We start from the raw sequence: 12,420 nt of genomic DNA on the forward strand, positions 1-12,420 counted from the left end.
CGTCAGCGGCGGGCGTAGCGGGCGGCGGGGACGTCCTTCGGCTCGACCAGGCGCGGCGACACCGCCGGGCGGACGAGCCCGGGACGCGCGGCCAGCAGCCCGAACACCACCTCGGGCAGCACCAGCAGCAGGAGCACGGTGAGCGCGACCGTCCAGCCGCCCGTCACGTCGCGGAGCAGCCCGACCGCGAACGGGCCGATGCCCGCGCCGAGATAGCCGAACGTCTGCGCCATCCCCGACAGCCGCGCCGCGATCGACGGGTTCGGCGCGCGCAGGCTCAGCAGCGTCACCGCGAGCGGGAACGCCGAGCCGGTCGCGACGCCGAGCAGCACCACCCACGTCCAGCCCGCGCCGGGCGCGACGACCAGGCCGCCGAGCGCCACCGCCATGAGCGCGCCGAGGCCGACGATCAGCGGGCGCTGGTCGCGCATGCGGGCCGCCGCGACGGGCACGACGTAGCCGAGCGGGATGCCGATGAACATCATGACCGAGACCATGAGCCCGGCCGTCGCGGCGTCGGTGCCCGCGTCGCGCATCACCGAGGGCAGCCACGACATGAGCACGTAGAACATCAGCGACGCCAGGCCCATGAACGCGGTGACGTGCCAGGCGAGCGGGTCGCGCAGCAGCGAGCCCGTCGCGCGCGGCGGCTCGGGCGGGGCGGGGACGCGGCGTCCGCGCAGCGCGAGCGGCCCCCACACCAGGGCCGCGACGAACGACGGCACCGCCCAGAACGCCAGCGCGAGCCGCCAGCCGCCCGCGCCGTCCAGCGGCACCGCGAGGCCCGCCGCGACGGCGCCGCTGGACGCCATCAGCATCATCGACAGCCCGGTCAGCGACCCGATCCGGTCCGGGAAGGCCCGCTTGACGACGGCCGGGACGAGCACGTTGCCCATCGCGATGCCCGCACCGGCCAGGACCGTTCCACCGAACAGCGCGGGCGCGGCCGGGACGATCCGCAGCACGATCCCCGCTGTGATCAGCAGCAGCGCCCCGGTGATGGCCGTCTCGGTGCCGAACCGCCGCGCCGCGACCGGCGCCAGCGCCGCGAACAGGCCGAGGCACAGCACGGGCAGCGTCGTCAGCACGCTGACCTGCACCCCGGACAGCCCGAGCGCGTCGCGCAGGTCGCTGATCAGCGGGGGCACGCCGGTGATCGCGGCGCGCAGGTTGACGGTGAGCAGGACGAGTCCGGCGAGGGTCCAGGCGGCCTGGAGCCGGGCGGGGCGGAGAACGTTCATGAGCCTTTGGTCTGCGCGGGTGCGCGGGTCGGTGCCGGATGGGGGGTTCAGGCGCGTGTGGAGCGCAGGATCTGGTCGAGGCACGCGTGCGTGGCGGCGACGGCCGCGTCGGCGTCCCCGGCGCGGACGGCCGCGGCGATCGGGCCGTGCGGGACGTCGGCGTGCGCCAGGAGCGAGCCCGCCGCGCCGATGCTGGCGCGCAGCACGGCGCTGAAGTCGCGGTACAGGTCGGTGAGGACGCGGTTGTGCGTCGCCTCCACGACCGTGGTGTGGAAGCGCAGGTCGGCCTCGACGAACCCGTCGTGGTCGCCGGCGGCGAACGCGGCGTCGCGGGCGGCGAGGGCGGCGCCGATGGCCTCGACGTCGGCGGGGGTGCGGCGCAGCGCGGCGAGCCGCGCGGCCTCGACCTCCAGCCCGCGCCGGACCTCCAGGATCTCGATCAGCTCGGCCGTCTCCAGTCGGCGGCGGACGGCGCCGGACAGCTCGCTCGTCGCGGTGACGTAGGTGCCGTCGCCCTGGCGTCCCTCCAGGAGACCGGCGTGGCACAGCGCCCGCACGGCCTCCCGCACGGTGTTGCGTCCGACGCCGAGCGTCTCCGACAGGACCGGTTCGGGCGGGATCTTGCCGCCGACGGGCCACGCGCCCGCGGCGATCTCGGCGCGGAGCTGCTCGATCACCTGCTCGACGAGCGACGACCGGCGCGCGGTGCGCAGCGTCATGAGCCCTCCCGAACCTCGGATCAACCAGTCATCCCATGTTTACCTCACCCAAGGCCCCGGGGCCGACCGGGATCTGCTCGAACGGGCGTGACGCTGGTCTCGTCAGACGCGTTCGCAGGTCGTGGCGCGGGCGGACGGAAGGGGCAGACCGGCGGCGGTGAGGGCGGAACGGTAGGCGTCGGTGGCGGCCGGGTGGTCCCCGGCGGCGGCGAAGAGGTCACCGAGCTCGCGGTGGAGCTGGGCGGCGGGACGGGAGGGGACGCCCGCGTCCGGCAGGGCGGCCTGGGCCGCCCGCAGGACGACGAGCGCGGCGTTCGCGTCGTCCTGGGCGAGGCGCGCGCGGGCCAGGACCAGGCGCGCCTGGACGGTCCGCTGCACGCGCAGCGCGCCGTCCGGGCCGGGGGCGGGGCTGAAGCTTCTCGACACGGCGAGGGCCATGCCCCGCTCCAGGAACTCCTCCAGGGCGGCGACGGCGTCGCGGGCCTCCCCGGCGAGCACGAGGGCGCGGGCCCGCTCGATCGCCGCCTCGGCGGCCTCGGCGGGGGCGAGCCCGTCCAGCTCGGTGAGCAGGTCGAGCGCGTCGCGGGCGGCGTCCGGACCGGCGGCCGGACGTTCCGCGCCAGGCCGCACCGGTTCCGGCGCCGCCGCCGAGAACGACGGGACGCCGCGCAGCAGCGCCTTCGCGGCGGCCAGCCGCAGCCGGGCGCGGGCCCGGTCGGGCTCGCCCGCCGCGCGGGTCGCGAGGGCCTGGTCGGCGAAGTGCAGCGAGTCGCCGATGGCGCCCTCGTCGAGCGCGCGCAGGCTGGCCCGCTGGTAGCGGACGCTCAGCGGCTCGCCGCCGCCGACGTCCAGGCCCCGGCCGAGTTCGTGCGCGCGGACCAGGTCGGATCGGTCGACATGGCCCATGAGCAGGGTGCGGACGACCTCGGCGTACTCCTCACCGGCGGTGAGGCCGAAGCGGTCGAGCCGTTCGAGGGCGCGTTCGCCGAGCGCGACGGCCTGGCCGAGGTCGCCGACGGCGTGGTAGCAGCGGGCCAGCGCGATCACCGGGGGCAGGCGGCTGGCGCGGCCGGGGTCGCGGTCGGCCTGCTCGCGCAGCTCCTCGAAGAGCGCGATGGCCTCTTCGACGCGGCCGAGTTCCTCCAGCGCGCGGGCGCGGCCCCAGCGGGCGCGGGTGGTGAGGTCGACGTCGTCGGCGCGGGCGAGGATGTCGGCGAAGGCGGTCTCGGCGGCGGTGGCGTCACCGGCGAGCAGGACGAGCCGCGCGTGCCGCTCGCGGACCTCCAGGTGGGCCCGCTGTTCGGGTTCGACGCCCTCGGCGAGGTACTCGGGGGTGCAGCCGAGGCGTTCGGCGAGCATCCGCAGGACGGTCGGGGTCGGCGTCCGTTTTCCGGACTCGATCAACGAGATGTAGCTGTCGGAGAGATCGTGACCGGCGAGCTGCGCCTGCGACAGGCGTCTGGTCAGCCGCAGGTTGCGGACGCGTTCGCCGACGTTGCCTGGACCCGGCATGTGAACTCACTTAGCGGAAGTAATCAGGCGGCTGGGGTGCCGACATGATTGCACATCGCCGGTCATCTCACAGGGAGAGTAACCAGACGGCACGAGTCGAGATCACTCGTTCGGTTCCCCGGCCCGCCGTGGCTCGGCAGGACCGCGCGGCGGACCGGCCCGGGGTGCACGCAGCCGGAGAACCGCGCTTGCCATCGACATTATCGGACACTCCGCCGGACTACAGCCACCACGCCGGTAATGTCGAATTTCGTCAGAGACTGACGGCGTTCGGGCGTTCAGTCGTCGGCGGTGGCGTTCTTGTTCGGGAAGATCATCTCGCAGACCTCCAGGTACAACTGCTCCGGATACGGCAGGTACGGGACGCGGTCGAGCGCCTGGTCCTGACCGGCGGACTCCATCACGAACTCGCCGTACCCGAGCATCCGGCCGGTGATCGACCGCTTGAACCCCATGTCGGTGACCTTGGCCAGCGGCATCATCGCGACGTTGCGCGTGATCAGGCCCGTCGTCAGCAGCATCCGCTGGTTGGTGATGACGAAGTAGTCGACGGACCACTCCGCGACCCGCCACACGAACCAGGCCAGCAGCGCCAGCCACGCCCACCAGATCCAGCTGATCAGGCCGCCGCTGTCGCCGGAGGCGGCCACGTTGCTCAGCACGCCCGCGACGATCAGCCCGCCGAGCACCAGCCCGACCGGGACCATGAGCACGGCGGGATGCCGCCGCACCGTGATGACCTGCGTCTCGTGCGGGAGCAGGTACTTGTTCACCGACGCCGGAGCGGAGTCGCCGGGGGTCACGAGTCTCATGGCGGCCTCAGCAGGGTGCGGTGACGACGGCGGTCGGGACGGGGGCGCCGCCCGCGCGCGAGCGCGGACGGGCCGGGAATCTCACCCTCGACGACATGGCGGGCACGACTGCCTCCCAGAGCGTGACGACCCGAACCCCCGGCCAGTCTCGCACAGCCCTCATGCCCGGCAAAGCACGCGCCGAACCCCTCCCGGCGGCGTCGCGGCGACATACCGCTCGCGAGCCCGAGACGGTCGCCGCTCGGCGACGGGAAGTCGCGCGGCCGCGCCAGTGATGACGCGAACGTACCGTGACAGGATCGCTCTCACCCTCCGAAGAAGGCAGGACTGAGTGCGTGTTTCTTTTCCCATGGGCTTCGCGTCCGTGGCCGCCGTCGCACTGACCGTTGCAGGGCTGATGTCGACCCCGGCCGGAGCGCGGGACACAGCCGCCAACCAAGTGAACACCCAAGCGGACAGCACGTTCGTTGCCATCGCTCCCCGCTCCCTGCTCGACACTCGTCGCGCCAAGGGGACGCCGGGCACCGACCCCATCCCGGCGCGACAGTCCGTCACCTTCCAGGTGACCGGCCAGAACGGCGTCCCCACGACGAACGTCACCGCTGTGGCGCTGAGCGTGCAGGCGATGGACTGCCCGCCCGCGCCCGGGACCTTCTCCGTGCACCCGTCCGACCAACCGTCGTTGAGCCCGATCGTCTCGTTCGACTCGGAGAAGTGCGGCGGAGCGGCGGCCGACATCACCCCGCTCTCGGACACCGGAAGAATAACCATCGTCAACAACAGCAACGGCCCAGCGCACGCGGCGGCGTATATGCGCGGATACTTCACTGACGCCCCCGGCCAGGGAAGTGCGTTCCACCCGGTCCTGACGCCCATCCCGGACCCCGAGGACGAGAGCGCTTGGCCCTTCGACTTCCGCGGTGAGCAGATACCGCTGGCCGCCGGCGCCACCGTCGAGGTCGACGCCGCAGGCGTCGATCCCCTCCCCGCCTCGGGAGCTACTGGCGTCATGTTCGAACTCACCGTCACCGAGCAGACACGATCGGGATGGGTCTCGGTCTACCCCTCCGACCAGCCTGATCCCCAACTGGCCTCTCTCACTTATCGCAAGAACGAGGCCACCAGCGTCACCGACGTCGCGCAGCTAACGACGAGTGGAAAGCTCAAGCTGACCAACCACGGCGTGATCCCGGTGAAGGTCGCAGTCCGCTACCACGGCTACTTCCAAAGCCACCAAGACCCCGAGGAGGGCCGCTACCGCCCTCTGGGTTCGCAGGTTCTGCTGGACACCGCCTCTGGCGTGGGCACCGCGGGCGGCACTTCGCCTTTGGCGCCGGGAGCGTCCGTCTCCTTCACGGCCACCACACTTCCCGGCGAAGACCCAGACATGGTCGCCGCGGCCGCCGCCACCATCACGGCGTCGGCACCCACTACACGGGGCGGACTCTCGATTTACCGCGCCGGAGACCCCGATCCCGTCACCACGAGCATCGACTTCGATCCCACCCGCCCGACGGTGTCCAAGCACGAACTGCTCGCCGGGGGCGGCGAGGACGGCAAGGTCACCCTCACCAACCACAGCGCCGGCACGGTTCATGTACACGTCGCCGCACGCGGCCACATCATCGTGCCGCTTCCCGAACCCGCCGATCAGGACGTCCCTCCAGTCCCGGAGGAAGGTTCGATTGCCGGGCGTAGCGTTGCCGCCGCGGCGGCAACACTACACATGTGCGCGTATCCGAGCTTGGACGTGAGGAACCGCACCTTCCCAGCGTGGAGGTGGCTGGGGAAATCGAAGCCGTCCAACGACAAGAACGGGCCGCGCACGTGCAAGATGAGCCAGCGCAGACACGTCATGTACCGATGCTGGCCGGATGCCAAGGGCTCCGAGATTCACATCAACGGGACTCGTCGAAACATCTACCGCGCCCAGTGCACCGTGAACGCCAACCGGGGCATCCCTACGAGGTATCTCACGGGCAACCTGCACGTGCACTGGCACCATAAGGGCCGGAACTGGAACCAGGCGGGACTCGGGTTCTACTGATGTAGCCCGGTCGAACGCACCGACGGGGCGTTGCGCGGCGCGGGCCCCGTCGGTGCGTTCCGCCGAACCCCGTCGCGCGTCAGCCCGGTGACGGGGCGTTGCGCGGGCGTCGGCGGCGGCGCTCGGCCTCGACGAGGGCCAGGACCTCAAGGTGTTTGCGGGCGATTCGTTCGACCAGGACGGGCTCGGCGGAGCCCACGACCTCTAGCGCGCCATGCCGTGCGGCGGCGACGCAGCGGGTGACCGTGTCGGGCGGGTGCACCGCCGCGAACTCGGCGGTGAGCCGCTCGTCGATCTTCTCGTACACCGGCTGGTCGTCGTCCCCGTGGAGAGCCATCACGCATCCTTGAACTCGCTCGCGCCACGCCGGTCCGCAACCGTCCAGAGTGCCGGTGCGGGCGAGGGGAACGATCCTGACGTTCCGTGATGACCTACTACCCAGTGTGACTACGGGACGAACCTGTGAACGTCTACACGACTCCGTACAGGCGGTCGCCCGCGTCACCGAGGCCGGGGATGATGAAGCCCTGGTCGTTGAGGCGCTCGTCGATCGCGGCGGTGACGACGCGGACGGGCGCGTCGGTGCCGGCGAAGGCGTCCTCCAGGTAGCGCAGGCCCTCGGGCGCGGCGAGCAGGCACAGCGCGGTGACGTCGTCGGCGCCGCGGTCGAACAGCAGCCGGATCGCGGCGGCGAGGGTGCCGCCGGTCGCGAGCATCGGGTCGAGGACGTAGCACTGGCGGCCGGACAGGTCGTCGGGCAGCCGCGTCGCGTACGTCTGGGCCTGGAGCGAGCCCTCGTCGCGGATCATGCCGAGGAAGCCGACCTCGGCGGTCGGCAGCAGCCGCGTCATGCCGTCGAGCATGCCGAGCCCGGCGCGCAGGATGGGGACGACGAGCGGCTTGGGGCTGGCGAGCTGGACGCCCGCCGCCGGGACGAGCGGGCTCTGCACCGTGACGGGGTTGACGCGCACGTCGCGGGTGGCCTCGTAGGCCAGCAGCGTGACGAGTTCGTCGGCGAGGCGGCGGAACGTCGGAGAGTCGGTCCGGACGTCCCGCAGCGTCGTCAGCTTGTGCGCGACGAGCGGGTGGTCGACGGCAAGGGTCTGCATGTGGATCACCGTACCCGTGCTCCGCGCCCGGTCAGGCCGACGATCGTGAGGTGTGAACGTGAGCCATCACGGGTCGGGGCCGCGCCGCTCCAGAGGCCATGATCATCCGGAGCGAAGTGAGGATGATCATGGCCTCTGGAGCGGTGCCAAAGGGGCCCCGACCCCGCCGCGCCGGAGGCGCGGCAATAAACGCAGTCCTTTCGGGCAGTATGACGATATGGCTTCAGAACGGGAACAGCATCGAGCGCGGGTGGTCCGCGTGCGCCCGTCCGCACCGGACCCGCCCGTGCGGGGCGACGGTTCGCCGCTCGCGCGGGAGCTGACGCAGGAAGAGATCAGGGACCATCTGCGCCGCCGCGCGGCGTTCCTGCGGGAACTGGCCGAGGCGCGGGAACTGCGCCGCCGGGTGACCCCGCACCGCTCGCGCCGGGCCCGCATCCACGCGGTGCTGCGCCGCCGGACGTACCGCATCAACTGACGCGATCCAGTAGATTCTCCGGCGGTGGCGTGCCCGGAACGCCGCTGCTCCCACCGGAACGGGTTTCGGCGGGAGGCACGCGAGGGCGCGCTGCATCTGCGACCATGCCCTGGCCAGGAACCGCGCCGGTGGGGTGGACATGACGGATGTTGACGCGACGGACTTCGCCGTCGTCGTATATCGGGAGGACGACGGCTGGGAGGTCGAGATCCTCCCCGTGGCCCTCACCGAGGACCTCGACGGCCTGGTGCACGCGCTGCGTCAGCAGCCGAGTCTCGGCGGCACGATCGGCCTGGTGTCGGCGGGCGACGACTTCTTCGTCGCGATCCGCCTGCTGGGCGACGACGAGATGCTGTTCCTCTCCGACGTGACGGCCTCGGTCGACTGGCCGCTGGCCCGGCAGGTGCTGGACGTGCTCGACATCCCCGTCCCCGAGGACGAGGAACTCGACCAGGTCCTCCCGGTGGGCGACATGTCGATCTTCGCCGACCTCGGCCTGGACGAGATGGAGCTGGGCGCGATCTCCGGCGACCTCGACCTGTATCCCGACGAGATGCTGCTCAGCATCGCCGGCCGCCTCGGGTTCGCCGTCGCCTTTGAACGGGCGCTCGACGCGCTGGGCTGAACGTGGTCCAGAATGGGGCCGTGCCGTCCTTCGCCGCCGTGTTCGCCCGCTCCGCCGACGGCTGGGCGGGTTTCGCCGCCGACCCCGGTGAGGCGGAGTCCTTCGACGACCTCGCCGACCTGATGCGCGTCACGTCGGCGGAGATGTCCGCCGACCTCGTCGTGTTCCTGCTGGAGCAGGACGGCGACTGGTTCGCCGTGCTCCGGCTGGACGGGTTCGGGCAGCCGCGCGGATACTGCTCGGCGCCCCGCGACGACGGCCTGGGCGGGCTGCTCCAGCCGCTCCTCGGCGACACGACCGGCACGTCGGGCGTCCTGGCCGACCTCGGCGTCGCGGGCGCCCACCTCGACGACCTGGCCGACGGCGGCCTGCCCGGTGACGCGCTGCTGACCATCGCGGAGCTGGCCGGGTTCGGTGACGCGTTCGAGCGGCTGCGCGGCTGACCGTCGTGGCCGACTCCACGGACGCCTATCCCGAGTACGTTCCCGCGATGCGGGCGGCGCTGGCGCAGGCGCGGACGGCGTTCGCCGAGGGCGAGGTGCCGGTGGGCGCGATCGTCGTGGACGCGGCGGGGACGGTCGTCGGCGCCGGGCGCAACGACCGGGAGCGCACCGGCGACCCGACCGGCCACGCGGAGATCGTCGCGCTGCGCGCCGCCGCCGCCGCGCTCGGCACGTGGCGGCTGTCGGGCTGCACGCTGGTGGTGACGCTGGAGCCGTGCACGATGTGCGCGGGCGCGTCCGTCCAGGCCCGGGTCGACCGGATCGTGTACGGCGCGGTGGACGCCAAGGCGGGCGCGGTCGGCTCGCTGTGGGACGTCGTCCGCGACCGCCGTCTCAACCACCGTCCCGAGGTGGCCGCCGAGGTCCTGCCGGACGAGTGCGCCGCACTCCTGATCGAGTTCTTCGCCACCCGCAGAGTCCGGTAGGCTCTGTCGCGGTGGTGTCGCCTAGTGGACGAGGGCGCACGCCTCGAAAGCGTGTGAAGTGCAAGCTTCCGTGGGTTCGAATCCCACCACCACCGCGTTCCGCGCGTGAGCCGCTGGTCTTCGGACCGGCGGCTTCCGTCGTTTCCGGGGTCAGCCCACGGTGACCAGGGCCACGCCGGCGATGGCCACGGCCAGGCCGAGGCGCTGGACGGCGCGCAGGCGTTCGGCGTAGACGACGCGGGCCAGCAGGACCGTCACGGCCGGGTACAGCGAGGTCAGGACGGCGGCGAGGCTCAGCAGGCCCGCCTGGGCGGCCAGGAAGTAGAGGGCGTTGGCGCCCGCGTCCAGGAGGCCCGACAGCACGACCAGGGCGAGGGTGGCGCGGCCCCGGACGGGCGGGCCGGGGAGCGCGCCGTGCCGGACGAGCAGCACCCCGGCCGCGACCAGGACGACGGCGAGGTTCCCGACGCGCGCACCGACGATCGGCCACAGCCCGGCCGAGTCGCCCGCCTCCTTGAGCAGGATGTAGAAGACGCCGAAGCAGAGCCCGGACACCGCCGCCAGGAGCGGCCCGTTCTCCAGGAGCCCGGACGCGGCGTCGCGGCGCCGCTCGTCGCGTTCCATGCTCACCAGGCCGATCGCGGCCAGGCACAGCAGCACCCCGGCGACGACGGGACCGTCCAGGCGTTCGCCGCGCAGCACGCCGACGCCGACCGGGAGCACGGCCGCCGCCAGCGCCGACACGGGCGCGACGACGCTCATCGGGCCGCGCGCCAGCGCCCGGTACAGGGCGATCAGCCCGATACCGCCCGCGAGCCCGGCGGCGAACCCCCAGCCGAGCGGCCCGGACGCGGGACGTCCACCGGCGAGCAGCGACACGGCGACGAGCCCGGCGAGGCCGATCGGGACGCACCACAGCACGGTGCGGACGGCCGTCGAGCGTCGCGACACGGCGCCGCCCAGGAAGTCGGCGGCGCCGTAGGCCAGGGCCGCGCCGAGCGCGAGGACCGTGACCATCAGGCGGTGACCAGTGCGACGGCGATGCCTGCGCCGGGGGTGATGGCGCGCAGGCGGGACGCGAGGGCGTCGCCCGCCGCGCGCAGCCGGTCGTGGTCGTAGGGGGTGAGCATGGGCGCATTCCTCGGTCGGTCATTTCAGCGAACCACAAGTATCACTATACCGACCACCGGGTCTCGTTACCCTGGCCGGATGAGCGATCAGGACGTCGCCGAGGCCGTCGCGCGGACCGTGCGGGCGCTGCGGGCCGAGCACCGCTGGAGCCTGGACGAGCTGGCGGGCCGCTCCGGCGTCAGCAAGGGCGTGCTCGTCGGGCTCGAACAGGGCCGCGGCAACCCCAACCTCGGCACGCTCATCCGCATCGCCGACGCGCTCGGCGTCGCGCTGACCCGGCTCGTGCAGGTCGAGGAGACGCCCGCCGTCCGGCTGTTCCCGCCCGGACGGCAGATCGAGCTGTGGCGCGGCCCGGACGGCGGCACCGGCACGCTGCTGGCGGGCAGCGACCCGCGCCCGTCGCTGGAACTGTGGGACTGGACGCTGCCGCCCGGCGAGATCCGCGACAGCGACGCCCACGCCCCCGGCACCAAGGAGATCGTCCACGTCCGCGAGGGCACCCTGACCCTCACCGTGGACGGCCGCGTCGACCGCCTCCCCACCGGCACCGCCGCCGTCTTCGTCGGCGACCGCCCGCACGCCTTCGCCAACGAGACGACGGCCCCGGTCCGCTTCGTCATGGCCGTCCTCGACCTCTGACCGGGACGGCGCTCAGCCCGTGAGGCGGACCGGCATCGCCAGGTAGCGGAACCCGGTGTCGGCGGTGAGGTCGGGTTCGTCGTCGCCCTTCGGGTCGGGGACGCCGGTGAGCAGGGCGGCCTTGGTGGGGGCCGTGCACTCCAGGCGGGCCAGGCGGCTGTGGACGCCGGCCAGGCCGTCCAGGAGGTACTGCGGGCTGAACGCGATGTCGATGTCGTCGCCGTCGAGGTCGGCGGGGATGCTCTCGTTGGCGCGGGCGGCGTCGCCGGACGCGGCGCGGATCTGCACCGTGCCGGACGTGAACGCCAGCCGGACCGGGGTGTTGCGTTCGGCGACGAGCGCCACCCGCTTGATCGCCTCGACGAACGGGGCCGTCTCGATGCGCGCCACCGACGACCAGGTGCCGGTCAGCCGGGAGCGGTAGTCGATGAACTGGTCGTCCAGGAGGCGCGTCGTCATGCTGCGGCCCCCGCCGGACACGCCGAGCAGCGTGTCGGCGGAGCCGGTGAGGTCGAGCGCGACGTCCGCACCGGGACGGATCGCCTTGGCGGTGTCGGCCAGCGTGCGGGCCGGGACGACGATGCCCGTGCGGAAGTCCTCCGAAGCGGGCGACCACGGCAGCTCGACGGCCGCGATGCGGTACCGGTCGGTGCAGGCCAGCCGCAGCACGGCGCCGTCGAAGTCCATCCGGACGCCCGTCAGCATCGGGAGCGTGTCGTCGCGCCCGGCGGCCGGGACGACCTGCGCGACGGCCGCCGCGAACGCGTCCGCCGGGACGGTGCCCGCCCGCGCGGGCGGCTCGGGCAGCGTGGGGTAGTCCTCCACGGGCATGATCTGGAGCCCGAACTCGGCGCTGCCGCACCGCACCACGACCTCCGACCCCTTCGCCGTGACCTCCACCGGCTGCGCGGGCAGGCTGCGGACGATCTCGGTGAGCAGCCGCCCCGGCACGAGCACGCGGCCCGGCTCGGTGACGGTGGCGTCGACCCGCGCCCGCGCCGACACCTCATGGTCGAACCCGGCGAGCGTCAGCCCGCCCTCCCCCGCCTCCACGAGCATCCCGGCGAGCACCGGCAGCGCCGGACGGGACGGGATCGTGCGCGCGGCCCAGGCGACGCCGTCGGCCAGCGCCTGCCGCTCCACCCGGAACTCGACCATTGCTCCACCTCTGTGTTCATG

Annotated in this window: 14 protein-coding genes and 1 tRNA gene; 7 read left to right on the forward strand and 8 right to left on the reverse strand. The window is 73.0% G+C overall.

Annotated elements, in window-relative coordinates; genetic code table 11:
* Positions 1-2: 2 nt before the first annotated feature.
* The 4 genes from C229_RS0105980 to C229_RS0105995 form a co-directional block, all read right to left on the reverse strand.
* Entirely contained in the window at positions 3-1,241 is a 1,239-nt protein-coding gene (locus tag C229_RS0105980) for a CynX/NimT family MFS transporter (protein ID WP_018654171.1), read from the reverse strand.
* Positions 1,242-1,288: 47 nt separating this feature from the next.
* Positions 1,289-1,960 carry a FadR/GntR family transcriptional regulator gene (locus C229_RS0105985; protein ID WP_018654172.1) on the reverse strand — a complete coding sequence of 224 codons (672 nt, stop codon included), beginning with the start codon at positions 1,958-1,960 and terminating at the stop codon, positions 1,289-1,291.
* 102 nt (positions 1,961-2,062) lie between these two features.
* The gene (locus tag C229_RS35720) at positions 2,063-3,472 is read right to left on the reverse strand and encodes a helix-turn-helix transcriptional regulator (RefSeq protein ID WP_018654173.1); all 1,410 of its coding nucleotides are present in this window, start codon (positions 3,470-3,472) and stop codon (positions 2,063-2,065) included.
* Between the two features lie 278 nt (positions 3,473-3,750).
* Positions 3,751-4,284 (reverse strand): PH domain-containing protein, encoded by a 534-nt coding sequence (locus C229_RS0105995; protein WP_026313483.1) that lies wholly within the window; start codon positions 4,282-4,284, stop codon positions 3,751-3,753.
* A 349-nt stretch (positions 4,285-4,633) separates the two neighbouring features.
* On the opposite strand from C229_RS0105995, the gene C229_RS0106000 reads away from it, so the two are divergent.
* Positions 4,634-6,331 (forward strand): hypothetical protein, encoded by a 1,698-nt coding sequence (locus C229_RS0106000; protein WP_018654175.1) that lies wholly within the window; start codon positions 4,634-4,636, stop codon positions 6,329-6,331.
* A 79-nt stretch (positions 6,332-6,410) separates the two neighbouring features.
* Here the strand turns inward: C229_RS0106000 and C229_RS29585 are convergent, their stop codons facing one another.
* Together C229_RS29585 and upp are read right to left on the reverse strand one after the other, a co-directional pair.
* The gene (locus tag C229_RS29585; protein WP_018654176.1) at positions 6,411-6,668 is read right to left on the reverse strand and encodes a hypothetical protein; all 258 of its coding nucleotides are present in this window, start codon (positions 6,666-6,668) and stop codon (positions 6,411-6,413) included.
* A 133-nt stretch (positions 6,669-6,801) separates the two neighbouring features.
* A complete protein-coding gene (gene upp, locus C229_RS0106010) occupies positions 6,802-7,440 on the reverse strand; it encodes a uracil phosphoribosyltransferase (RefSeq protein WP_026313484.1) in 639 nt (212 codons plus the stop codon).
* Positions 7,441-7,699: 259 nt separating this feature from the next.
* On the opposite strand from upp, the gene C229_RS0106015 reads away from it, so the two are divergent.
* From C229_RS0106015 to C229_RS0106035, 5 genes are all read left to right on the forward strand, one after another.
* Positions 7,700-7,918: a hypothetical protein gene (locus C229_RS0106015; RefSeq protein WP_155884617.1), complete on the forward strand. Its 219-nt coding sequence runs from the start codon at positions 7,700-7,702 to the stop codon at positions 7,916-7,918.
* A gap of 139 nt (positions 7,919-8,057) precedes the next feature.
* Positions 8,058-8,543, forward strand: coding sequence for a tRNA adenosine deaminase-associated protein (locus tag C229_RS0106020; RefSeq protein WP_026313486.1), 486 nt, complete (start codon positions 8,058-8,060; stop codon positions 8,541-8,543).
* Between the two features lie 20 nt (positions 8,544-8,563).
* A complete protein-coding gene (locus tag C229_RS0106025) occupies positions 8,564-8,986 on the forward strand; it encodes a hypothetical protein (RefSeq protein ID WP_018654180.1) in 423 nt (140 codons plus the stop codon).
* Positions 8,987-9,033: 47 nt separating this feature from the next.
* Entirely contained in the window at positions 9,034-9,471 is a 438-nt protein-coding gene (tadA, locus tag C229_RS0106030) for a tRNA adenosine(34) deaminase TadA (RefSeq protein ID WP_081639801.1), read from the forward strand.
* A gap of 10 nt (positions 9,472-9,481) precedes the next feature.
* Positions 9,482-9,566 (forward strand) — tRNA-Ser (locus C229_RS0106035).
* Between the two features lie 55 nt (positions 9,567-9,621).
* On the opposite strand, the gene C229_RS0106040 is transcribed toward C229_RS0106035, so the two are convergent.
* Entirely contained in the window at positions 9,622-10,488 is an 867-nt protein-coding gene (locus tag C229_RS0106040; protein WP_018654182.1) for a DMT family transporter, read from the reverse strand.
* Between the two features lie 192 nt (positions 10,489-10,680).
* On the opposite strand from C229_RS0106040, the gene C229_RS0106050 reads away from it, so the two are divergent.
* The gene (locus tag C229_RS0106050) at positions 10,681-11,241 is read left to right on the forward strand and encodes a helix-turn-helix domain-containing protein (protein ID WP_018654184.1); all 561 of its coding nucleotides are present in this window, start codon (positions 10,681-10,683) and stop codon (positions 11,239-11,241) included.
* 12 nt (positions 11,242-11,253) lie between these two features.
* On the opposite strand, the gene dnaN is transcribed toward C229_RS0106050, so the two are convergent.
* Positions 11,254-12,399, reverse strand: a complete 1,146-nt coding sequence (gene dnaN, locus C229_RS0106055; RefSeq protein ID WP_018654185.1) for a DNA polymerase III subunit beta — start codon at positions 12,397-12,399, stop codon at positions 11,254-11,256.
* Between the last annotated feature and the right edge of the window lie 21 nt (positions 12,400-12,420).

The organism is Actinomadura flavalba DSM 45200 (assembly GCF_000374305.1).
Lineage (GTDB): Bacteria > Actinomycetota > Actinomycetes > Streptosporangiales > Streptosporangiaceae > Spirillospora > Spirillospora flavalba.